The sequence below is a fragment of the Bacillus sp. FSL R5-0593 genome, assembly GCF_038603755.1.
Classification (GTDB): Bacteria; Bacillota; Bacilli; order Bacillales; family Bacillaceae; genus Bacillus; species Bacillus velezensis.
Genome location: NZ_CP152011.1, coordinates 3,781,113 through 3,804,916, shown reverse-complemented (window position 1 = coordinate 3,804,916; position 23,804 = coordinate 3,781,113). Strand labels below are relative to the sequence as shown.

The following is a 23,804-nucleotide window of genomic DNA, read 5'->3' as shown; positions in this document are numbered from 1 at the left end:
CCTGACTCGGAAGGAGTGAACGATCATGAAGAAAAAGAAAATGAGTCCGTTGCTCAGGAGATTAAACTATTTTTCTCCTATCGAACATCATTCAAATAACCATAGCCAAACGACAAGCGAAGATCGTGATTGGGAGAATGTATACAGAAACAGATGGCAGTACGACAAAGTCGTTCGCTCCACCCACGGCGTCAACTGCACGGGTTCTTGCAGCTGGAATATTTATGTGAAAAACGGAATTGTCACGTGGGAAGGACAAAACTTGAATTATCCATCAACAGGCCCGGATATGCCTGATTTCGAACCGAGAGGCTGCCCGAGGGGGGCCAGTTTTTCATGGTACATTTACAGCCCGCTCCGTGTGAAATATCCATATGTGCGAGGTGTGCTGATCAATTTGTGGCGGGAAGCATTGCAGACGCATCAAAATCCGCTGGATGCCTGGAAATCGATCGTCGAAAACCCTGAAAAAGCGAAGTCCTATAAACAGGCAAGGGGGAAAGGCGGCTTTGTCCGCGCGGAATGGCCGGAGGTGCTGAAGCTGATTTCAGCCTCTCTGCTGTATACAGTGATGAAATACGGGCCTGACCGGAATGTCGGTTTTTCTCCGATCCCGGCGATGTCCATGATCAGCCACGCATCAGGTTCGCGATTCATGTCGTTAATCGGCGGCCCAATGCTCAGTTTTTATGACTGGTATGCGGATCTTCCGCCGGCGTCCCCGCAAATTTGGGGCGACCAGACGGACGTTCCGGAAAGCAGTGATTGGTACAATTCAGGCTATATCATCACATGGGGCTCCAACGTTCCGTTAACGAGAACGCCTGATGCGCATTTTCTGGCGGAAGCCCGCTATAAAGGCGCTAAAGTCATTTCGATCAGTCCCGATTTTGCGGAATCCTCAAAGTTCGCAGATGACTGGCTGAGTATCCGCCAAGGGACTGACGGGGCGCTTGCGATGGCGATGGGTCACGTCATTTTGCAGGAATTTTACGTGAACCAAGAAACTGAACGTTTTATTGAGTACGCGAAGCAATACACCGATTTTCCATTCTTCGTCACTCTGTCAAAAGAAAATGGCGTATACACAGCGGGACGGTTTCTGCATGCGAAAGACATCGGGCGGCAGACAAAAAATGATCAGTGGAAGCCGGCGGTCTGGAATGAACAGACAGGTGCGTTTGCCATACCGCAAGGCACAATGGGCTCCCGCTGGGACGGGCAGCAGAAATGGAATCTGCACATGATCGACGAAGACACCGGGGAACCGATTGAACCCCGTCTCTCCGTGCTCGGAATAGAGGACGGAATCGGAATGGTGCGCATTCCGTATTTTTCAAATGACGGAAACAAAGTGCTTGAGCGGAATCTTCCTATTAAAAAATTGGATCTGAATGGTGAAGAGACGTACGTCACGACCGTGTTTGACTTGATATTGGCCAACTACGGCGTGAACCGGGGCATCGGCGGACAATCAGCCGCATCCTATGATGATCCCCGTCCGTTCACACCTGCCTGGCAGGAACAGATCACGGGAATTAAAAGAGAAGCCGTTATACAGATTGCCAGGGAGTTTGCCCAAAATGCGATTGATACAGACGGCAGATCCATGATTATCGTAGGGGCGGGGATCAACCACTGGTTCAACTCCGACACGATTTACCGTGCGGTGTTAAATCTTGTTTTACTCGTAGGCGCCCAAGGCGTAAACGGCGGAGGCTGGGCCCATTACGTGGGGCAGGAAAAGCTCCGTCCGGCTGAAGGGTGGCAGACGATTGCAACCGCAAAGGACTGGGAAGGCGTGCCTAAACTGCAAAACGGCACCTCGTTTTTCTACTTTGCGACAGACCAGTGGCGTTATGAAGACCAGCCGATCAGTGACTTGGCTTCACCGATCGCCGCGTCATCCCGCTACAAGCATCACGCCGATTACAATGTGCTGGCGGCGCGATTAGGGTGGCTTCCGTCTTACCCGACATTCAATCAAAACGGCATTGATCTGTACAAAGAAGCTGAGAAAGCGGGGGCGGCGACACCTGAAGACATAGGTGCGTACGTGGCCTCACGGCTTCAAGAAAAAAAACTGAAATTCGCGATTGAAGACCCTGACAATGAAGTGAATTTCCCAAGGAATCTCTTCGTATGGCGGGCAAATCTGATCTCGAGCTCAGGGAAAGGGCATGAATATTTTCTCAAGCATCTGCTGGGGACGACGAACGGTCTGATGAATGACGACAGCGACAGCATCCGCCCTGAAGAAATCAAATGGCGGGAGCAGGCGCCGGAAGGCAAGCTCGACTTGTTAATCAATCTTGATTTTCGAATGGCGGGTACGGCGCTGTATTCCGATATCGTGCTGCCGGCGGCGACATGGTATGAAAAACACGATCTCAGCAGTACGGATATGCATCCGTTTATTCATCCATTTGCTCCGGCCATCTCGGCGCCGTGGGAATCGAAGTCAGACTGGGATATTTTTAAGGCGCTGTCAAAAGCCGTTTCCGATCTGGCGGAAGAAGTCGATATGGAGCCGGTGAAAGAGGTAGTCGCAACGCCGCTCCTCCACGACACCATGCAGGAATTGGCCCAGCCGTTCGGCAAAATCAATGACTGGAGCAAGGGCGAATGTGAAGCCATTCCGGGAAAAACGATGCCGAACATCCAAGTCGTTGAACGGGATTACAAACACATTTTTCATAAAATGACCGCGCTTGGCCCTAATACGGCTTTAAAACCGAGCGGAACAAAAGGGATGAGCTGGTCGATTGCGGATGAATATGAATCACTCAAACAGAGACTGGGAGAAACCGATTCAAACAGCGTTGCCAAAGGATGCCCGAATATAAGTGAAGCAAAGCAGGCGGCAGAAGCGGTTTTAACCCTATCATCCACTTCGAATGGAAAGGTCGCCGTAAAAGCATGGGAATCACTTGAAAACATCACAAACCTGAAGCTGAAAGACCTGGCGGAAGAGCGCGAGGAAGAATGCTTTACGTTCGAACAAATTACAGCCCAGCCGAAAACGGTTATCACGTCTCCGGCATTTACCGGCTCTGAAAAAGGAGGCCGCAGGTATTCGCCGTTTACGACGAATGTGGAAAAATTAATTCCGTGGCGGACGCTGACAGGCAGACAATCCTATTATGTCGATCATGAACTGATGATGGAATTCGGTGAAACGATGGCGACATTTAAACCGATCCTCCAGCACCGTCCGTTCCTAAGCAAGCGGCCTGATCAAGAGGGCAAAGAAATCGTTCTTAATTATTTGACGCCGCATAATAAATGGTCCGTCCACAGCATGTATTTTGATTCTCTGCCGATGCTGACGCTGTTCCGCGGCGGGCCGACCGTGTGGATGAATAAAGATGACGCAGAGGACACGGATATCAAAGACAACGATTGGATTGAATGCTTCAACCGAAACGGCGTTGTCGTCGCAAGAGCGGTTTTGTCTCACCGGATTCCTAAAGGAATGGCGTTTATGCACCATGCCCAGGACCGCCACATCAATGTGCCCGGCACAAAACTGACGAATAACCGCGGAGGCACCCATAACAGCCCGACAAGGATTCACGTCAAGCCGACCCAGATGATCGGGGGCTATGCCCAGCTCAGTTACGGCTTTAACTATTACGGTCCGACGGGGAATCAGCGCGATCTGAATGTCGTCATCCGCAAGCTGAAGGAGGTCGATTGGCTTGAAGATTAAAGCGCAAATCGGGATGGTCATGAACTTGGATAAATGCATCGGCTGCCACACGTGCAGCGTCACCTGCAAAAACACGTGGACAAACCGTTCCGGTGCGGAATATATGTATTTTAATAATGTAGAAACAAAGCCCGGCATCGGCTACCCGAAGCAATGGGAGGACCAGGACAAATATAAAGGCGGCTGGACATTGAAAAAAGGGAAGCTTGAACTGAAATCAGGCCCGAAAACGAATCGGCTTGCAGGCCTTTTCTATAACCCGAACCAGCCGACGATTGATGATTACTATGAACCTTGGAACTATGATTATGAAACATTAACCAACAGCCCGCAAAAAAAGCACCAGCCGGTGGCACGGCCGAAATCGTCCTTGACGGGGGATTTTATGAATATCGAATGGGGTCCGAACTGGGAGGATGATCTCGCGGGCGGCCATATTACAGGGCTTGAAGATCCAAACGTGCAAAAAATGGAGGAATCGATCAAAACAGAATTCGATGAAGTCTTTATGATGTATCTGCCGCGTATTTGCGAACACTGCATCAATCCGGCGTGCGTGTCCTCCTGCCCGTCCGGCGCCATGTACAAACGTGAGGAGGACGGCATTGTGCTTGTGGATCAAAACGCATGCCGTTCATGGAGATATTGCGTCTCATCCTGTCCTTATAAAAAAGTCTATTTTAACTGGCAAACGAACAAAGCGGAAAAATGCACACTCTGCTTTCCGCGCTTGGAGGCGGGACTGCCGACCATCTGCTCCGAAACGTGTGTCGGCAGAATCCGCTATCTCGGCGTCATGCTGTATGACGCGGACAAAGTGGAGGAAGCGGCCTCTGTTGAAAATGAAAAGGATCTCTACCATTCCCAACTGGACGTTTTTCTTGATCCGAATGATCCTGAGATTGCCAAACTGGCAAAAGAACAAGGCATCCCGGCTGAATGGATAGAAGCGGCGCAGCAATCGCCGATCTATAAAATGATCATTGACTGGAAGATTGCGCTTCCGCTTCACCCTGAGTACCGTACGCTGCCGATGGTTTGGTACATTCCGCCGCTCAGCCCGATTATGAATCTCTTTGAAGGAAAAGGCAGCCGGCAAACGGCGGAAGCTATTTTTCCGGCTATCGACCAAATGAGAATTCCGATTGACTATTTGGCGCAGCTGTTAACAGCCGGTGATACGGATCATATTCGGTCAACGTTAAAGAAAATGTCTGTCATGCGCCAGTATATGAGGGCGGTTCAGACGAATAAATCCATCGACCCGGCATTGGTCTCCAGTGTCGGCTTAACAGAACAGCAAATTAAAGACATGTATCGGCTGCTGGCAATCGCCAAATATGATGACCGTTTTGTGATCCCGAGCAGCCATCGAGAAGAAGTGTCAGATTTATATGCTGAACAAGGGAGCTGCGGCTTATCATTTTCAGGCGGCCCGGGCTCTTGTTTCTAATTTTTCATAAATGAGGTGTAATAACATGAACACCACAGACCGGCAAATGACGTTCTCCGCTCTTTCCGTTCTTCTCTCTTATCCGGATGAAGAGTGGAGAGCCGAGATTCCCGATTGGAAGGCTCTTATCCATGACATCACCAATCATCAAATCCGGGAGAAATTGCTGCACTTTTTAGAGGCGGCAGCCGGCTTTTCTCCGCAAGCGCTGATTGAACACTATGTGTATACGTTCGATTTCGGAAAAAAAACGAATATGTACGTCACCTACTTTAACTCAGGCGAACAAAGGGAACGCGGCATTGAATTGCTGCATTTAAAAAACACCTACCAGCAATCCGGTTTCCTGCCGACAGAGAAAGAACTGCCTGATTACCTGCCGCTGATGCTGGAATTCGCCGCGGTTGCGGAGATTGAAGCGGCGAGAAGCGTGTTTGAGAAATACCTGTCCAATGTGAGGGAGCTGGCTTCCCGCCTCGAAAAAAATAACAGCATCTATGCTGAGCTGCTGCACGTACTGCAGGCCGCACTGGAAAACATCGGTGTACGTGAAAGCATTGAAGAAGGGGCTGTTCAGGCATGAGCGGGCAGATCCTGTGGGGCGTTATGCCATACATTGTATTGACGATCTTTATCGGCGGGCATATTTACCGCTATCAGCATGACCAATTCGGCTGGACGGCGAAATCAAGCGAGCTGTTAGAAAAGAAAAAACTCGCGGCTGGCAGCACACTTTTTCATTGGGGACTGCTGTGCGTTGTCGGCGGACATGTCATGGGAATTCTGATCCCGGAAGGCGTGTATGCTTCCCTTGGCATTTCAGAGCATATGTATCACAAAATGGCGATCGGCGCAGGCCTGCCGGCGGGGATTGCTGCATGTGCCGGACTTGTCATCCTGACGTACAGAAGGCTGTTTGACAAAAGAATCCGCAAAACCAGCTCGCCATCGGATATCCTGACGCTTATTCTGCTGCTGTTCATGATGCTGTCGGGCGTTGCGGCCACGTTCCTCAACATTGACTCGAAAGGATTTGATTACAGGGCAACAGTCGGGCCGTGGTTCAGGGAAATTGTTTTGTTCCGGCCTGACGCTTCTTTGATGGAAAGTGTCCCGCTATGGTTTAAGTTTCATATCATCATAGGGTACGTCGTTTTTATCCTCTGGCCGTTTACAAGACTGGTTCACGTGTTCAGCCTGCCCCTAAAGTATTTGACCCGCAACTATGTTGTCTATCGGAAACGCACGTAAAAATCCCCCCTGCAAGAGGGGGATTTTTTATGGTGAAAAAATAAAAACATAAGATATTTTCTGCCAAGGTAATGGCTGGGCGGCGGGGATTCCTGTTATGTTTTATTTGGAAATAACAGCAACAAAAGGAGAGTGAAGAATGAAGCGGATTTTCCTCATTTTAGCCGCCTGTCTGATGACAAGCGCCGGCGTCCTGACACTCAGACATTCTCAAGTATTAACCGGCGGCACAGCGGGACTGTCACTAAGCCTGTCATACTTGTTTCATTCCTCGTTTGAGATTATCTTCTTTCTGATCAATATCCCGTTTTATATATTTTCTCTCATCAGAATGGGAATCAAATTCACTCTATCCACCGTTTTTGCAGTCACAGTGCTGACTCTATTTACAGGCGCGGATCACTGGCTGCCGCCGGTCTCTGTTTCACCGCTTGCCGGGGCGATTTGCGGCGGGGCGCTGATCGGGTTCGGCCTGTCGCTCATGTTTTATCATCAGGCATCGCTCGGCGGCGCCAATATCCTCGCTTTATTTCTGCAAAAGCGCTGCGGATGGAATCCGGGTGCCGTTAATTTCCTCTTCGATTTTGGCGTCGTGCTGGCCGGCATTTTTTCCGTCGGGTTGCTGAAAGGGCTCTTCTCCTTAGTGTCGATAGCGGTCACCGGTCTGATCATCGGCATCTTCAAAAATAAAATCAAAGGCAGCTGCTCGCTCAATCCGGCATTGCTTCAGAACATCACACCCGGCCAATCACAGGAAGCTTCATCATAAGCCTTTCCGCTCGTGCGGAGAGGCTTTTTCATATGTTTACAAGCCGGAAAACAGAGGGTATACAGAGATATCGGATCAGATGGGAGAGAGTCGGGATGCTGAAAAGGAGACTGGAATTTTGCTTTTTATATATGATGCTTATCGGAGCATATGTCATATGGTTTTTTCCGGTTTCCAGGCTTGAGTTTTACGGAGGGGTGCTTTGCTATGCAAGCATTATTTTGTTCAGCATCTATTCGTTAATTCTTGAAAACCGCACCTCGCAGCACACGCTGTTATGGATTCATATTCTTGTGTTTTTTCCGATCGCCGGGTACTTATTTTACCTTTTTTCCGGCCAGCTTTATGAAAAAGGCAAGCTGTTCAGGTCGAAACGGACATACAACCGGGAAAAGCTGAGAACGATATTTGATATGGAACAAACTCCCGACCTGACCGGGCTGAAAGGAAATCAGAAGCGTTTCTTTCAATATTCAATCAAGGCGTCCCATATGAATATCAATACAAAAAGCAGGCTGAAGGTGCTCAAAAACGGGGACGAAACATTTCCGGAGCTGTTTGAGGCGCTCCGGGAGGCCGCGTCATTTATACATATTGAGTATTACATGTTCAAATCAGACATGCTCGGGCACAAGATGATGGACATTATGATGGAAAAGGCGCGTCAAGGCGTGGAAGTGCGGTTTTTGTTCGACGCGGCCGGCAGCCTGAAGCTGGCCGGAAAAGATATTAAAAAACTGAAACGCGCGGGTGTGAACATCGTCCCGTTTCTGCCGCTGAAATACGGTTTTTTCAACCAAAAATTCAATTTCAGAAATCACCGCAAGATCGTCATCGTTGACGGGAAAGTCGGTTTTGTCGGCGGGCTGAATGTCGGCAAGGAGTATATCGGCAAAGACCAAGATGTCGGCTTTTGGCGGGACACCCATATGAAAGTCGAAGGAGAAATCGTTCAGACGCTCCACAGCATTTTTATGCTTGATTGGGAATACGTTTCGGATGAGGTGCTGATTGATCAGAAAGCATATACCCGCCCGGTTGCGGCAGAAAGCGGCGGCGTCTATCAAGTCGTTCCGACAGGCCCCGATATGAAGGAGCGGATGAGCGATCTGTATTATGCCATGATAGCGGCGGCCGAATCGTCTGTATGGATCGCGACGCCTTATTTCGTGCCGAATGAGCCGATCCGCACAGCGCTAAAGGAGGCTGCTGCCAGAGGCGTCCGGGTGCGTGTCATGGTGCCGGAAACCAATGACGGATTTTTAACCCAGTACGCGACGAGATCGTATTTCCCCGAGCTTCTTCGCGAAGGAATCGAAGTCTATTCTTATCAAAAAGGCTTTATGCATCAAAAGGTGCTCATCACTGACGGAAACCTCGCCTCTGTCGGGACGGCGAATATGGACATGAGAAGCTTTCAGCTGAACTTTGAAGTCAATGTCTTTTTTACGGATCAAGAGGCGATCAAAGATCTTGAAGCGCATTATCTGGAGGATATGAAGGAGTCTGAAAAAATCAGCCCCGTCCGTTTCTATAAGCGCACATTATGGGAAAGAACGAAGGAATCCTTCGCACGGTTATTTTCCGGCGTTTTATAAAAAACGCTTTTAAAACTCCTTGTGTATAGTATAATTGAGAAATATTATCATTAAGAACGAGGCACAAGGAGGACGGAATCGTGCTGCGACAATTTTTTTCTTATTATAAACCGTACAAAAAGCTGTTTTTTCTCGACTTCTTTTCTGCCATCGCCGGCGGATTGATGGAGCTGAGTTTTCCTCTGATTGTCAATTACTTTATCGATACATTGCTCCCGGGGCGGGATTGGAGTCTGATTATTTTGACTTCCGCTGCTTTATTCGGGGTCTACGCCCTCAGCTCGGCACTTCAGTATGTTGTGACGTATTGGGGCCATATGCTCGGCATTAACATTGAAACGGATATGCGGAAAAAGCTTTTCGACCATCTGCAAAAGCTTTCGTTCAAATTTTACGATAACAACAAAACGGGCAGTTTAATGTCCAAGCTCACCAATGATTTGATGTATATCGGAGAAACCGCCCACCACGGGCCTGAAGACCTGTTTATCGCGATCATGACGATTTTGGGCGCGTTCGGTGTGATGCTGTTCATTAACTGGCAGCTTGCGCTGTTGACTTTTATCATTATGCCGGTCGTCATATGGCTTGCTTTGTATTTCAATAAAAAAATGACCTCTGCATTTACAAAACTGAACAAAGACGTCGGAGACTTCAGCGCGAGGGTTGAAAACAATATCGGCGGCATCCGTCTTGTTCAGGCTTTCAGCAATGAAGCGTTTGAAACGCAGCGGTTTGACGTGAACAATCAGCGTTTCCGCAAAACAAAGCTGACGTCTTATAAAATCATGGCGAAAAACGGCTCGATCAGTTACATGCTGACAAGATTCGTCACGCTGTTCGTCTTATTGTGCGGCACATGGTTCGTGATCCGCGGATCGTTATCTTACGGGGAATTCGTCGCTTTTGTGCTGCTGACGAACGTTCTGTTCCGTCCGATTGATAAAATCAACGCGATTATTGAGATGTATCCGAGAGGCATTGCCGGTTTTAAAAGCTTTATAGAAATACTGGAAACGGAGCCTGATATCAAGGACGCCCCGAACGCGAGACATGTGTCCGGTTTAAAAGGGAATATCCGTTATGATGGTGTGTCGTTCGGTTACGAAGAAAACAGTCCGGTTCTGTCGGGAATCAATTTGTCCATTCATGCCGGGGAGACAGTCGCATTCGTCGGGCCTTCGGGAGCGGGAAAATCAACGCTGACAAGTCTGCTGCCGCGCTTTTATGAGCCGTCTGAAGGCGTGATTTCCATCGACGGAATCGATATTAAGGACATGACGCTGTCATCATTGCGCGGACAAATCGGCGTCGTCCAGCAGGATGTCTTTCTGTTTTCCGGCACATTGCGGGAAAACATAGCTTACGGGCGGCTGGACGCGTCTGAGGAAGAAATCTGGCAGGCCGTCCGCCAGGCGCATTTAGAGGACTTGGTAAACGGGTATCCCGACGGTTTAAACACGGTGATCGGCGAGCGCGGCGTGAAGCTGTCAGGCGGGCAGAAGCAGCGGCTTTCCATCGCCAGAATGTTTTTGAAAAACCCGTCGATCTTAATTTTAGACGAGGCTACATCAGCCCTCGATACAGAAACGGAAGCCGCCATTCAAAAATCGCTGCAAGAGCTGTCTGAAGGACGCACGACGCTTGTGATCGCCCATCGACTGGCTACGATTAAGGATGCGGACAGGATCGTCGTCGTCACGAAAGAAGGCATCGCTGAACAAGGTCATCATAAGGAACTGCTGGCATCCGGCGGCATGTACCAGAGACTCCATCAGGCCCAATTCGGCGAGCTGATTCATTAATAAAAGAAAAAGGATAGACAAAAGGGGCCGGGCAGCCTCCTGTCTATCCTTTTTTTATGTAGTCCGTATTTAATGGGCTTCTTTTTGCGCAGGTTCGATGATATGTTTGAAACGGTCAACAAGCTGCACCGCTTTCTTTCCTTCCACTACAATTAAATATTCTTGTTCTTTATGGGCCATTCTGAACGTTTCCAGCTCAATGATATCTTTGATTTTGCACATCGTTTTTTTAGAGTAGATATACAGCTCGTGGCCTCCCGTGTGGCAAAGCTGATAAAGCTGAAGCATGTTTCGTAAAGTGAACTTCTTAGCGGCTATTTTTAAAGATGTAATGTTTTTCATATGTTTTCTCCTCCGTCTGATGGTCTGTTATTTCGGAAATTCCCCATATAAACGGATGATAAACCTGGTTATGCCTTCCACTTCAGCACTCCGCCCGCCAGGCGTCTGACTCCGCGGATGGCGCTTAATTCTTCGACGAGCCGGAGCAGCGCCCGGTCTTTCTCTTTCGCCTCAATCATAAAATCGATGTCCGTATCCCATTGTCTGAACCGCTCCAGCACCGGCAGAATAAAATTCGCATCCACATAGTCCGCATGACTGCGTACGGCTGATTCTGATTTTGGCGAGGAGAGATGGACCTTCGGCTTTAAGCCGATCCGCTGCCATGTTTTGATCATCCGCGGAAGAATGTCATCTAAATCAGCGTCATCGGTCGGATTGGCGTAAAAATGGTGATAATCAAACACAAACGGAATGCCTTCTTGTTCACATACACTGAGTGTTTCCTCGGACGTATATGTTTTATCATCGTTTTCTAAAGTCATCCGCTGTTTGATGACATCGGGAAGTTCTTTCAGATTCACGCGGAAACGGCCAAGCGCGCTTTGTTTGTCACCGTAAGCGCCTCCGACATGGATGTTGATGACGGAACGGTCCGCGATGCCCATTGCGTCCAGCATGTCATAATGATAGGTCATATCCTTGACCGCATTTGCGGTAATCTCCTGTTTCGGGCTTGTAAAAAGCGTGAATTGGTTCGGATGAAAGCTCGTTCTGAGGTCATATTTTCTGACCAGCCCGCCGATCTCACGAAACTCCTGGCGAAACGGCGTGACAAAATCCCACAGCACGTCCGGGTGGGTGGCGAGCGGCACAATCGAGCTTGAGAACCTGTACAGCGGGATGCCGTGGCTGATCACATAGTGGATCGTGCGCAGCGTATTGGTGAGATTGGCTTTCGTCACAGAAAGCAGGGCGTCTTTCCGCTCACTGCGGGAAAGCTTGGTATAGCGCGCATATGTTAAGGTTTTTGCGGGGGACGCGTCCCAAAGGCACATGGCGTTTGCGACGAATCCGAATCTGAACAGCATATGGTTTCTCCTTTATAAAAAGTAAGATATGGCCTTTCCCAGCCATTCTGCAGGAAGCTGTCTGACGGAGCGCTGTTTCACTTTTTCTAATGTGAGAAGCTCGGATTTTTCGATGTCCTGCTTTATGGTTGAAAGCACTTCCTTTGTAAAGGCTTCATCATGAATGATGACATTCACCTCTTCATTCCAGAACAGACTCCGTTTATCAAAATTCGGCGTGCCGATAATGCTGATGCGGTCATCAATAATGAAAGCTTTGACATGATAAAAGCCTTGATAATACCGATAGATGAGGCAGCCGGCCTTCAGAAGCTCGGGATAATAGGTGAAAGCTGTTTCCCGAACGAACGGGTGGTCTGACTTCATCGGCACGATCAAGATGACTTTGACGCCTTTTCGGCAGGCTGAAATAAGCGCTTCCTGAAGCTTTTTGCTCGGTACATAATAAGGCGTGCCGATAATGATTTTTTTCTCCGCCTTACGGATGCAGTTTTCATAATGCGATTCAAGCGAAAAACCGTCAGACGCATATGTCCTATGAGAGATATTCCCTTCGGATAATGCCGGATAAACCCCGGGTGATCCGGGTGCTTTTCCGGTGTTTCGTTTCAGATCGCTTACAAAAAGAGTCTGAAGATCCGCCGTGCCTTCTCCGGTCATCCGCAGGTGATAATCCTCCCAGTTTCCGAACTTCGCTTTTTTGCCGAGGTACTCTTCAGCGATATTAAAACCGCCGACATAGCCGATTTTGCCGTCAATGACGGTCACTTTCCGGTGATTCCGTTTTTGCAGCCTGAAAAATAGAAACGGAAATGCCGGTTTATTTAGAAAATGAACGTGAACGCCGGCTTTTTTCAACGTTTGAATGGAAGGCTTTTTCACTTGGCGGCTGCCCGCCCAATCGAGCAGCAGATATACGGAGACGCCGGCCTGGGCCTTTTCCTTCAATAAATGAAACATCTCATGGCTGACTTGGTCGTTCTTCATAATAAAAAACATCATATGAATAGAAGAGACGGCTTGGCGGATATCAGCCGTCATCTGCCGCACAAGCTCGCTGCCGCAGTGAATGAGTGTGATATCACTCTTTTTCGGGTCAAAAACGGGCTCATACGCCTGTTTTTTGTACGCCGCCCGGCCAAGCAGCATATCAAGCAGCATAAGTGCGATCAATATGATAAAAATGACAAGCAACACAAAAATGACCTTCATACCGACGCTCCTTTCCGAAGTATTCGTAGTGTGCCCTGAGAATGTGAATTTAATTATTGACTGAACACTCATTCATTATTTATGATAAAGTAAAGATATGACAATGAAGAGGGGTATCAGAACAAAGGGGGAGACAAGATGAACGCATTTCTCATGGTAAACGCGCTGCTGTTTTCAGCTGTAACCGCTTACGCCGTTTATTTATTCGTTTACCTGATCAGAACGAGGATCGCTTATATTAAGCTCGGCCAAAGGGAAGAATTTGATAAACGCCTGAAAGAACGTCTTCAGAAGATATGGGTGAATGTGTTCGGACAGAAAAAACTGCTGAAAGATAAAAAGAGCGGCATCATCCACGTTCTGTTTTTTTACGGTTTTATACTCGTTCAGTTCGGCGCAATTGATTTTATTCTGAAAGGGCTGCTTCCTGACCGCCATCTGCCGTTCGGTCCGCTTTATCCGGCGTTTACTTTTTTTCAGGAAATCGTCACGTTTCTGATTTTAATCGCCGTAGTCTGGGCGTTTTACCGGCGCTACATTGAAAAACTCGTCAGACTGAAACGCGGGTTTAAAGCGGGGCTTGTCCTGCTGTTTATCGGCGGACTGATGGTGACGGTGCTTCTCGGGAACGCCATGAACCTTTTATGGCACGATCATTCTCTGTCTTGGACGGAGCCGATCGCTTCCTCCATTGCGTTTGTGCTCGGCGGTCTTTCAGCGCCGGCGGCCGCCGCCGTGTTTTATGTTTCATGGTGGCTTCATCTTTTGTTTTTGCTCAGCTTTTTAGTGTACGTGCCGCAATCAAAGCATGCGCACTTAATTGCGGGTCCGGCGAATGTGTTCCTCAGCAGGCTGGATTCAAAAGGAAAGCTGGAAAAAATCGATTTCACCGATGAGACGAAAGAAAGCTACGGCGTCGGAAAGATTGAAGACTTCCGCCGCTCTCAGCTTGTCGACCTTTACGCCTGCGTCGAATGCGGCCGCTGTACAAATATGTGTCCGGCCTCCGGTACGGGCAAGATGCTCTCGCCGATGGACCTCATTTTAAAGCTCAGAGACCATTTGACGGAAAAAGGCGCTGCCGTGACGTCAAAATCTCCGTGGGTGCCCGCGCCCGTTTTTCAGCACACGAAAGCGAATCAGCTCGCCGCGGCTTCCTCAGGGGGAGGATCGCGTGAAGCGGCCGCAGCCATTGATTACAACCCGAGCTTAATCGGCGAGGTCATCACGGAAGAGGAGATTTGGGCGTGCACCACTTGCCGCAACTGTGAAGATCAATGTCCGGTCATGAATGAACACGTTGATAAAATTATCGATCTGCGCCGCTATCTTGTGCTTACGGAAGGGAAGATGGACAGCGACGCGCAGCGGGCCATGACTAGCATTGAAAGACAGGGAAACCCGTGGGGCTTAAACCGGAAAGAGCGGGAGAACTGGCGGGAGCAGGCTGATACAGAGATTCCGACAGTGAAAGAAATGAAAAAACAAGACAAAGAGTTCGACTATTTGTTTTGGGTAGGCTCAATGGGTTCCTACGATAACAGGAGCCAAAAGATTGCCGTCTCATTTGCAAAGCTGCTTAATGAAGCGGGCGTATCCTTTGCGATTCTCGGCAATAAGGAAAAAAACTCAGGCGATACGCCGCGCCGTTTGGGCAACGAGTTTCTGTTCCAAGAGCTGGCGGAACACAACATCGGCGAATTTGAAAAACACGGGATCAAAAAAATCGTCACGATTGATCCGCACGCCTATAATATGTTCAAAAATGAATATCCTGATTTCGGATTCCGGGCCGAAGTCTATCATCATACTGAATTATTAGCCGAGCTTGTGTCACAGGGGAAACTAAAACCGCTTCACCCGGTGAATGAAACGATTACCTTCCATGACTCGTGCTATTTAGGAAGATACAATGAAGTGTATGAGCCGCCGAGAGCGATCTTAAAAGCCATTCCGGGCGTTCAATTGAAGGAAATGGAGCGCAGCCGCGAAAACGGGATGTGCTGCGGCGCCGGGGGAGGCCTCATGTGGATGGAAGAAGAAACGGGAGCGAGAATCAACACGGCCCGGACTGAGCAGGCGCTTTCTGTCAGTCCGACGGTCATCAGCTCCGGCTGTCCTTACTGTCTGACCATGCTCGGTGACGGTACGAAAGCGAAAGAAGCCGAAGATGCGATCGGCACTTATGATGTCAGTGAATTGCTCGCCATGTCTGTATTCGGCGCCGAAAAACAAGAGTCTTTATAGAAAGAAGCGGGCCGCCGGCGCATATGCCGGCGGCTTTGTTTTCGCTCATCAGCCCATTTATGAAGGGACAGCTCTAAAATTTCTTAAATTACGCTGTTAAGGGTAGCATATTCTGTTTTAATTTGTTTATAATGAGAGGTATGGTTTATGAACAAAACAATACAAATTCGTTCTTATTATAGGATAGAAACAGATACATATAAGTAATAGAAAGGGAGTGTCCGACCTTGAGTATCAAACAATATTCTCAGGAACAGCTGAAGCAGATGGCTTTAGTTGAAATCGCTCACGAAATTTTCTCAGAACATAAAAAACCGGTTCCGTTCCAGGAGCTGCTGAATGAAATGATCTCCTTGCTCGGTGTTACGAAAGAGGAACTGGGCGACCGTATCGCCCAATTTTATACAGACCTGAACATTGACGGCCGCTTTATTGCTCTGTCAGACCAGACGTGGGGGCTTCGCAGCTGGTATCCGTACGATCAGCTGGACGAAGAAACACAGCCGACTGTAAAAGCGAAAAAGAAAAAAGCGAAAAAAGTCGTTGAGGAAGATCTCGACCTTGATGAATTCGAGGAAGTTGACGAAGATGACATCGATCTCGATGAAATAGAAGAAGATATTGACCTTGACGCAGACAGCTTTGACGACGAAGATATCGATGAAGAAGATGACGACGAGCTTGAGATCGAAGACGAGATGATTGAAGAAGATGAGGAAGATTATGATGATGAGGAAGAGGATCGCAAAGACTGATTTTATATCAGCAAAACGATCTTGACTTTCATTGTCGAACTATGTAGTATGTATTTTGGGCTCTTCAAAAAGAAGAGAATTCATAAGAGTGCTACGCTCCCTTTCAAGAAATTGAAAGGGAGCTTTCTTATTTTCATCTCCCAAATTCTTTTACACATCATTTGTTTTTAGTGAAATGATTTTCTATAAAACGGCACATTTTAAGGAATGTAGCGCAGACCGAAGAGAGGAGCAAACGAAATGACGAAATATATTTTTGTAACCGGGGGAGTTGTATCATCACTCGGAAAAGGAATTGTGGCTGCGTCACTTGGCCGCCTTTTGAAAAACAGAGGCATGAGCGTCACCATCCAAAAATTTGACCCTTATATCAACGTTGACCCGGGAACGATGAGCCCGTACCAGCACGGTGAGGTATTCGTTACCGATGACGGCGCTGAGACTGACCTTGACTTAGGGCATTATGAGCGGTTCATTGACATTAATCTGAACAGATTCAGCAACGTGACGACTGGTAAAATCTATTCTGCCGTATTGAAAAAAGAGCGCCGCGGGGACTACCTCGGCGGAACGGTTCAGGTCATTCCGCACATCACAAATGAACTGAAAGACCGCGTGTACCGTGCAGGCAAAGAAACAAACGCAGATGTAGTCATTACTGAGATCGGCGGAACAGTGGGAGACATCGAATCCCTTCCGTTCCTTGAAGCCATCCGTCAAATGAAAAGCGACATCGGCCACGAAAACGTGATGTACATTCACTGTACGCTTGTTCCGTACATCAAAGCGGCGGGCGAGCTGAAAACAAAACCGACGCAGCACAGCGTAAAAGAGCTGAGAAGCCTCGGTATTCAGCCTAATATCATCGTCGTGCGCACGGAAATGCCGATTTCTCAAGATATGAAAGATAAAATTGCGCTCTTCTGCGATATTGACACGAAAGCGGTCATCGAGTGCGAAGATGCGGACAACCTTTACTCCATCCCGCTTAACCTTCAGGAGCAGGGACTCGATAAGCTTGTCTGCGATCATATGAAATTAGAATGCAAAGACCCGGATATGACGGAATGGAAAGACCTTGTCACGAAAGTGAAAAACTTGTCTAAAACCATTACAATCAGCCTCGTCGGTAAATACGTCGAGCTTCAGGACGCTTACATTTCAGTCGTTGAATCACTGCGCCACGCCGGCTATGCGTTTGACGCTGATGTGAAGATCAAATGGATTAACGCCGAAGAAGTGACAGAAAGCAATATTCAAGAGCTGACTGGCGGCACAGACGGAATCATCGTGCCCGGCGGTTTCGGAGACCGCGGCGTAGAAGGGAAAATCATCGCCGCCAAGTATGCGCGTGAGAATAAAATTCCGTTCTTCGGCATCTGCCTCGGTATGCAGATTGCATCCATTGAATATGCGCGAAACGTATTAGGTCTGGAAGGGGCTCACTCTGCGGAGATCGATCCGTCCACTCCTTATCCGATCATCGACCTTCTGCCGGAACAAAAAGATGTCGAGGATCTTGGAGGAACGCTTCGTCTCGGACTGTACCCTTGTAAGCTTCAGGAAGACACGAAAGCCTTCGAAGCGTATGCGGATGAAGTGGTATACGAACGCCACCGCCACCGTTATGAATTCAACAACGAATACAGACAGCAAATGGAAGAGAACGGTTTTGTGTTCTCAGGCACAAGCCCTGACGGCCGTCTTGTGGAAATCATCGAGCTGAAAGACCATCCTTGGTATGTCGCTTGCCAGTTCCACCCTGAGTTCAAATCAAGACCGACAAGACCTCAGCCTTTATTCAAAGACTTTATCGGCGCTTCCGTACAAGCTGCAGAACAGAAGTAATAAAAAAAGACTTGCCTCCTTTAAAAGCGGCAAGTCTTTTTTCTGCATCAGGCATATTCCTGCATCATTTCCTTTAACGTAAAGGACAGTGCGTGATAGACATACAGGCCTGTCATTAATGAAGGAAAGCCGTATCTTGTCCCGTCTTCATCAGGCAGAAGCGGCATTTTTAATTTGCTGTCAATATGAACATCACAAAATGCCTCAATCCCGGTTTGATCTTTGATGACAGGAGATACGCCAACGAGGCCGATCCCTTTTTCATAAAGCTTTTGAGCCAGCGCCTGTTCTTCAGCCGTGCCCGGAGCTGAACAAAACATCAGCACCCTGTCGCTTTCTGTAATCGAATCAGCTGTATCCGGAAACGCTTTGACGGAAGGCATCGGTTCTGAGCCGAGTTCCGCCTCGCACAAAATGCCCTGCATCTCATTTGCGCCGTATAAATAAATGGTATGGCCGCTGACGGCTGCCTGCGCCAGCAGGCGCGCGCCGTCTTCTATTGCTTCGGATTCCTTATCCTGAATGCGGGAAAAAATGCCTGCAAGCTGCGTTGTAAATATCTTTAACATGAGTGAAACCTCCTTTACACATACAAGAACAGTATACAACAAAAGAGAAAATGCTCAGAAAATGTCGGAAAGTAGACTATTATAATTAAAGGAAATGTGAAAATCAAACAGAATACATAAACAACTGCTTCCTTTTGACGAAAATGATAATATTGGGGTGTAAAATGATGAATGAAAAGATTTTAATCGTAGATGACCAATACGGTATACGCATATTGCTCAATGAAGTGTTTCATAAAGAAGGGTACCAGACGTTTCAGGCCGCCAACGGCATACAAGCGCTGGACATCGTAACGAAAGAACGGCCCGATCTCGTGCTTTTAGATATGAAAATCCCCGGCATGGACGGAATCGAAATTCTCAAGCGCATGAAGATGATCGACGAATCTATCCGCGTCATTATCATGACCGCTTACGGAGAACTCGATATGATTAAGGAATCAAAAGAGCTCGGAGCGCTGACCCATTTTGCGAAACCTTTTGACATTGATGAGATCAGAGACGCGGTGAAAAAATATTTACCTCTAAAATCGAATTAATAAAATTAGAAACAATTATGTCATTGTGTTGCCGATTTGTCGAAAAGTTGGTATCCTAGAGATGGAGAAAAAGCGATCTGTTGTTTTACATATGACAGGTTTTTATGGTCATGCTATAGGTGGAAAGCTTTTTTCGAGAAGAAGCAAATCAGGCTACATAAGGAGGACTTTCGACATGCCTTTAGTTTCAATGACGGAAATGTTGAATACAGCTAAAGAAAAAGGATATGCTGTTGGACAATTTAACTTAAATAACCTTGAGTTCACTCAAGCTATTTTACAAGCAGCAGAAGAGGAAAAATCCCCGGTTATTCTTGGTGTTTCAGAAGGCGCGGGACGCTACATGGGCGGCTTCAAAACAGTGGTTGCCATGGTTAAAGCTCTTATGGAAGAATACAAAGTGACAGTTCCTGTCGCCATTCACTTAGACCACGGTTCAAGCTTTGAATCTTGTGCGAAAGCGATTCATGCAGGCTTCACTTCTGTAATGATCGACGCATCTCACCACCCGTTTGAGGAAAACGTAGCAACTACAGCTAAAGTGGTTGAGCTTGCTCATTTCCACGGCGTTTCAGTTGAAGCTGAGCTTGGAACTGTAGGCGGACAGGAAGATGACGTGATCGCTGAAGGCGTAATCTATGCTGACCCTAAAGAGTGTCAAGAACTTGTAGAGCGCACTGGCATCGACTGCCTTGCACCTGCACTGGGTTCTGTTCACGGCCCTTACAAAGGCGAACCGAACCTCGGTTTCAAAGAAATGGAAGATATCGGAAAATCAACCGGCCTTCCATTAGTACTTCACGGCGGTACAGGAATTCCGACTGCCGACATTAAAAAATCAATCTCTCTTGGTACGGCTAAAATCAACGTAAACACTGAAAACCAAATTTCTTCTGCAAAAGCTGTCCGCGAAACATTGGCAGCTAAGCCGAACGAATACGATCCTCGTAAATATCTTGGACCTGCTCGTGAAGCGATCAAAGAAACGGTTATCGGCAAAATGCGTGAGTTCGGTTCTTCAAACCAAGCTTAATCCAATGTAACATCCATAAACCGCCTGACAGGATTGACAGGCGGTTTTATGTCTTACCTTTAGAAAGCGCAATCATGTTTTACAGTTCTGAAAATTTATTACTGGGGAGGCTTTCCTTATGTTATTTTTCATTGATACAGCAAACATTGACGAGATTAAAGAAGCTTATGAACTTGGCGTTCTTGCCGGAGTTACGACAAACCCTAGTTTAGTGGCGAAAGAAGCTGACGTGTCTTTCCATGACAGACTTCGTGAGATTACGGAAGTCGTGAGCGGATCAGTAAGCGCGGAAGTCATTTCCCTGAATGCTGAAGAAATGATTGAAGAAGGTAAAGAACTTGCGAAAATCGCACCGAATATCACGGTGAAAATCCCGATGACGTCTGAAGGGTTAAAAGCCGTAAAAGCGCTGAGCGACCTGAACATTAAAACAAACGTAACGCTCATCTTCAGCGCCAACCAGGCGCTTTTGGCGGCGAGAGCCGGGGCGACTTATGTATCTCCGTTCTTAGGCCGTCTGGATGACATCGGCCATAACGGTCTTGAACTGATTTCAGAAATAAGACAGATTTTTGACATTCATGACATTGATACACAAATCATCGCAGCTTCCATCCGTCATGCGCAGCACGTGACTGAAGCCGCTTTACGCGGTGCGCATATCGGTACGATGCCGCTGAAAGTCATTCACCAGCTGGCGAAACATCCGTTAACGGATAAAGGCATCGAGCAATTCTTGGCAGACTGGAATAAATAAGGGTGAAAAGGGCGGCGAACCGGTTGATCCGTTTGCCGCACCCTTATGTTTTCCTGTTTGGCAGCGGGCCTTCAGTATCAAAGTGAAGAGTGTGTTTCCCCGGAATGTGAACCCGGCGGGCCTCTGTGCATCCTGTGTTAAAAATGCCCCGCAAAGCTTCGCTATTTTCTTCCTGTTATTTTATAATGTCCTTGTATTCTTTCTCTTCGAATTGGCTACATTTTGGACAAGAGCTTTATTTGCAGAGACAGAATAAAATGCCATTTTATTTACGCTCCGCAGCTATCTTCTTATGGAAGGAGACTATCATGGAAAAGTTGAATATTGCCGGCGGCGATCCGTTAAACGGAACCGTACATATCAGCGGCGCGAAAAACAGCGCCGTCGCATTGATACCCGCAACCATTCTGGCAAATTCCGAAGTAACGATCGAAGGGCTTCCGGAGATCTCAGATATTGAAACGCTGCGTGACCTGCTGAAAGAAATCGGCGGAAACGTCCATTTTGAAAAAGGAGAAATGGTCGTCGACCCTTCCCCGATGATCAGCATGCCGCTTCCCAACGGCAAAGTGAAAAAACTCCGCGCTTCCTATTACTTAATGGGCGCGATGCTGGGCCGCTTCAAACAGGCGGTCATCGGACTGCCGGGCGGATGCCATCTCGGGCCGCGGCCGATTGACCAGCACATCAAAGGGTTTGAAGCGCTTGGGGCGGAAGTCACCAATGAACAAGGCGCGATTTATCTGCGCGCCGAAAGGCTGAGAGGCGCACGGATTTATTTAGATGTCGTCAGCGTCGGAGCGACGATCAATATCATGCTTGCCGCTGTACTGGCTGAAGGTAAAACCGTGATAGAAAACGCCGCCAAGGAACCTGAGATTATTGATGTTGCCACATTGCTCACCAGCATGGGCGCAAAGATCAAAGGCGCGGGAACCAATGTAATCAGAATCGACGGCGTAAAAGAGCTGCATGGATGCAGGCATACGATCATTCCGGACAGAATTGAGGCGGGCACCTTTATGATCGCCGGCGCCGCGATGGGGAAAGAAGTCATTATTGATAATGTCATACCGACTCACCTGGAGTCTTTAACGGCGAAGCTCAGGGAAATGGGTTTTCACATTGAGACAAGTGACGATCAGCTTCTTATGCTCGGCGGGCAGAAGCAGATAAAACCGGTCGACGTAAAAACGCTTGTTTACCCGGGATTCCCGACTGATCTTCAGCAGCCGATGACATCTCTGTTAACGAGAGCCAGCGGCACGAGCGTCGTAACCGACACCATCTACTCGGCCCGATTTAAACATATAGATGAGCTGAGACGGATGGGGGCCAACATGAAAGTGGAAGGCAGGTCGGCTATTATCACCGGTCCGGCCGAGCTTCAGGGCGCAAAAGTAAAGGCGAGCGATCTGCGTGCAGGCGCTTGTCTGGTCGTCGCCGGGCTCATGGCTGACGGCGTAACCGAAATTACCGGTCTCGAGCATTTAGACCGCGGCTACAGCAATCTTGAGAAAAAACTCGAAGGTCTGGGCGCCACAATCTGGCGGCAAAGACTGACGGACGAAGAGATAGAACAGCTCCAAAATTCATAGAAATGCGGACTTTTGAGAGGAGATCGTGTTGAAATGGAAAGAAGCTTATCGATGGAATTGGTTCGAGTCACTGAAGCGGCGGCTTTAGCATCTGCCAGATGGATGGGCCGCGGGAAAAAAGATGAAGCTGATGATGCGGCGACAAGCGCAATGCGTGACGTGTTTGACACGGTGCCGATGAAAGGCACGGTCGTGATCGGGGAAGGCGAGATGGATGAAGCGCCGATGCTTTACATCGGCGAAAAGCTCGGAAACGGATACGGCCCGCGCGTCGATGTCGCAGTCGATCCTCTTGAAGGCACAAACATCGTAGCGAGCGGCGGCTGGAATGCGCTGACGGTGATCGCGGTCGCCGACCATGGAACACTGCTGAACGCCCCGGATATGTATATGGAAAAAATCGCGGTCGGTCCCGAAGCGGTAGGCTGCATCGATATTGAAGCGCCTGTCATTGATAACTTAAAAGCCGTTGCGAAAGCGAAAAACAAAGACATTGAAGATGTCGTGGCAACCATTTTAAATCGTGACAGACACGAAAAGATCATCTCTGAATTGCGTGAGGCGGGCGCCAGAATCAAACTGATCAACGACGGTGATGTCGCGGGCGCCATCAATACGGCCTTTGACCATACGGGAGTAGACATTCTCTTCGGTTCAGGCGGGGCTCCTGAAGGCGTGCTGTCTGCCGTTGCGTTAAAAGCGCTCGGCGGCGAAATCATCGGCAGGCTTCTGCCGCAAAGTGCGGAAGAGCAAGCCCGCTGTGAGCGAATGGGCCTTGATGTATCCAAAGTGCTCCGGATGGAGGACCTTGTGAGAGGGGATGACGCCATTTTTGCCGCAACGGGCGTCACGGACGGAGAGCTGCTGAAAGGCGTTCAGTTCAAAGGCTCCGTCGGCACGACTGAAAGTCTGGTCATCCGGGCGAAATCAGGAACGGTCCGATTCGTTGACGGAAGACACAGCCTGAAGAAAAAACCAAATCTTGTGATCCGGCCATAAATAGATAAAAGCGGGACGGAAAGTCCCGCTTTTCTTTTGCAATAAAGAGTCAACCCTATCATTTATATGTCAAAGCATTATTTAAGTTGAATAATTTTTTGAAATGAGGTAAAAATAAAGAGTGCTGCGATTTTTCTGTGTCATTCCTTCTTTTGAGTACTGGGAAATTTTCAAATTCTACCGCATACAGACGATATAAATATTGATCTTCTCAAGTTTTTGTCCTCGCTTCCTTCAAAACTCATTAAGACATTCCTTTTTTAAAAAAAGCGCCGATCATGGGTGG

At 48.2% G+C, this 23,804-nt stretch carries 19 protein-coding genes; 15 read left to right on the top strand and 4 right to left on the bottom strand.

Going from position 1 to position 23,804, the window contains the following annotated elements:
• Nucleotides 1-25: 25 nt before the first annotated feature.
• From NYE36_RS18940 to NYE36_RS18910, 7 genes are all read left to right on the top strand, one after another.
• The gene (locus tag NYE36_RS18940; protein WP_199022223.1) at nucleotides 26-3,712 is read left to right on the top strand and encodes a nitrate reductase subunit alpha; all 3,687 of its coding nucleotides are present in this window, start codon (nucleotides 26-28) and stop codon (nucleotides 3,710-3,712) included.
• Nucleotides 3,702-5,165: a nitrate reductase subunit beta gene (narH, locus tag NYE36_RS18935; RefSeq protein ID WP_015418432.1), complete on the top strand. Its 1,464-nt coding sequence runs from the start codon at nucleotides 3,702-3,704 to the stop codon at nucleotides 5,163-5,165. The genes NYE36_RS18940 and narH overlap by 11 nt, the downstream gene beginning before the upstream one ends.
• A 25-nt stretch (nucleotides 5,166-5,190) precedes the next feature.
• Complete coding sequence (gene narJ / locus NYE36_RS18930) at nucleotides 5,191-5,748, top strand: nitrate reductase molybdenum cofactor assembly chaperone (protein ID WP_095284542.1); 558 nt, start codon at nucleotides 5,191-5,193, stop codon at nucleotides 5,746-5,748.
• Nucleotides 5,745-6,416, top strand: a complete 672-nt coding sequence (narI, locus tag NYE36_RS18925) for a respiratory nitrate reductase subunit gamma (protein WP_061860960.1) — start codon at nucleotides 5,745-5,747, stop codon at nucleotides 6,414-6,416. Before narJ ends, narI begins: the two co-directional genes overlap by 4 nt.
• A 139-nt stretch (nucleotides 6,417-6,555) precedes the next feature.
• Nucleotides 6,556-7,185 (top strand): YitT family protein, encoded by a 630-nt coding sequence (locus NYE36_RS18920; RefSeq protein WP_227051157.1) that lies wholly within the window; start codon nucleotides 6,556-6,558, stop codon nucleotides 7,183-7,185.
• Between the two features lie 95 nt (nucleotides 7,186-7,280).
• Nucleotides 7,281-8,783 carry a cardiolipin synthase gene (gene cls / locus NYE36_RS18915; protein WP_014419119.1) on the top strand — a complete coding sequence of 501 codons (1,503 nt, stop codon included), beginning with the start codon at nucleotides 7,281-7,283 and terminating at the stop codon, nucleotides 8,781-8,783.
• Between the two features lie 80 nt (nucleotides 8,784-8,863).
• Nucleotides 8,864-10,588: an ABC transporter ATP-binding protein gene (locus NYE36_RS18910; protein ID WP_020956475.1), complete on the top strand. Its 1,725-nt coding sequence runs from the start codon at nucleotides 8,864-8,866 to the stop codon at nucleotides 10,586-10,588.
• Nucleotides 10,589-10,657: 69 nt separating this feature from the next.
• Here the strand turns inward: NYE36_RS18910 and NYE36_RS18905 are convergent, their stop codons facing one another.
• The 3 genes from NYE36_RS18905 to cls (NYE36_RS18895) form a co-directional block, all read right to left on the bottom strand.
• Nucleotides 10,658-10,930: a hypothetical protein gene (locus tag NYE36_RS18905; RefSeq protein WP_003151087.1), complete on the bottom strand. Its 273-nt coding sequence runs from the start codon at nucleotides 10,928-10,930 to the stop codon at nucleotides 10,658-10,660.
• A gap of 68 nt (nucleotides 10,931-10,998) precedes the next feature.
• Entirely contained in the window at nucleotides 10,999-11,961 is a 963-nt protein-coding gene (uvsE, locus tag NYE36_RS18900; RefSeq protein ID WP_241457734.1) for a UV DNA damage repair endonuclease UvsE, read from the bottom strand.
• A 12-nt stretch (nucleotides 11,962-11,973) separates the two neighbouring features.
• Nucleotides 11,974-13,173 (bottom strand): cardiolipin synthase, encoded by a 1,200-nt coding sequence (gene cls, locus NYE36_RS18895; RefSeq protein WP_094032561.1) that lies wholly within the window; start codon nucleotides 13,171-13,173, stop codon nucleotides 11,974-11,976.
• Nucleotides 13,174-13,311: 138 nt separating this feature from the next.
• Between cls (NYE36_RS18895) and NYE36_RS18890 the strand changes: the two genes are divergently transcribed.
• The 3 genes from NYE36_RS18890 to pyrG all read left to right on the top strand — a co-directional run bounded on the left by NYE36_RS18890 (nucleotide 13,312) and on the right by pyrG (nucleotide 18,023).
• Complete coding sequence (locus NYE36_RS18890; protein WP_003151094.1) at nucleotides 13,312-15,420, top strand: (Fe-S)-binding protein; 2,109 nt, start codon at nucleotides 13,312-13,314, stop codon at nucleotides 15,418-15,420.
• A gap of 227 nt (nucleotides 15,421-15,647) precedes the next feature.
• A complete protein-coding gene (rpoE, locus tag NYE36_RS18885) occupies nucleotides 15,648-16,175 on the top strand; it encodes a DNA-directed RNA polymerase subunit delta (RefSeq protein WP_015418423.1) in 528 nt (175 codons plus the stop codon).
• A 240-nt stretch (nucleotides 16,176-16,415) separates the two neighbouring features.
• A complete protein-coding gene (gene pyrG, locus NYE36_RS18880) occupies nucleotides 16,416-18,023 on the top strand; it encodes a CTP synthase (glutamine hydrolyzing) (RefSeq protein WP_003151098.1) in 1,608 nt (535 codons plus the stop codon).
• A 47-nt stretch (nucleotides 18,024-18,070) separates the two neighbouring features.
• On the opposite strand, the gene NYE36_RS18875 is transcribed toward pyrG, so the two are convergent.
• The gene (locus tag NYE36_RS18875; protein WP_043020945.1) at nucleotides 18,071-18,592 is read right to left on the bottom strand and encodes a DUF2529 domain-containing protein; all 522 of its coding nucleotides are present in this window, start codon (nucleotides 18,590-18,592) and stop codon (nucleotides 18,071-18,073) included.
• Nucleotides 18,593-18,756: 164 nt separating this feature from the next.
• Here NYE36_RS18875 and spo0F point away from each other — a divergent pair, with 164 nt between their 5' ends.
• The 5 genes from spo0F (at nucleotide 18,757) to glpX (ending at nucleotide 23,518) form a co-directional block, all read left to right on the top strand.
• A complete protein-coding gene (gene spo0F, locus NYE36_RS18870) occupies nucleotides 18,757-19,131 on the top strand; it encodes a sporulation initiation phosphotransferase Spo0F (protein ID WP_012118670.1) in 375 nt (124 codons plus the stop codon).
• Nucleotides 19,132-19,306: 175 nt separating this feature from the next.
• Nucleotides 19,307-20,164 (top strand): class II fructose-bisphosphate aldolase, encoded by an 858-nt coding sequence (locus tag NYE36_RS18865; protein WP_003151102.1) that lies wholly within the window; start codon nucleotides 19,307-19,309, stop codon nucleotides 20,162-20,164.
• 118 nt (nucleotides 20,165-20,282) lie between these two features.
• A complete protein-coding gene (gene fsa / locus NYE36_RS18860) occupies nucleotides 20,283-20,921 on the top strand; it encodes a fructose-6-phosphate aldolase (RefSeq protein WP_007407613.1) in 639 nt (212 codons plus the stop codon).
• Between the two features lie 308 nt (nucleotides 20,922-21,229).
• Nucleotides 21,230-22,519: a UDP-N-acetylglucosamine 1-carboxyvinyltransferase gene (locus NYE36_RS18855; protein ID WP_007407612.1), complete on the top strand. Its 1,290-nt coding sequence runs from the start codon at nucleotides 21,230-21,232 to the stop codon at nucleotides 22,517-22,519.
• A 33-nt stretch (nucleotides 22,520-22,552) separates the two neighbouring features.
• Nucleotides 22,553-23,518, top strand: coding sequence for a class II fructose-bisphosphatase (glpX, locus tag NYE36_RS18850; RefSeq protein WP_003151105.1), 966 nt, complete (start codon nucleotides 22,553-22,555; stop codon nucleotides 23,516-23,518).
• The last annotated feature ends 286 nt before the right edge of the window (nucleotides 23,519-23,804 follow it).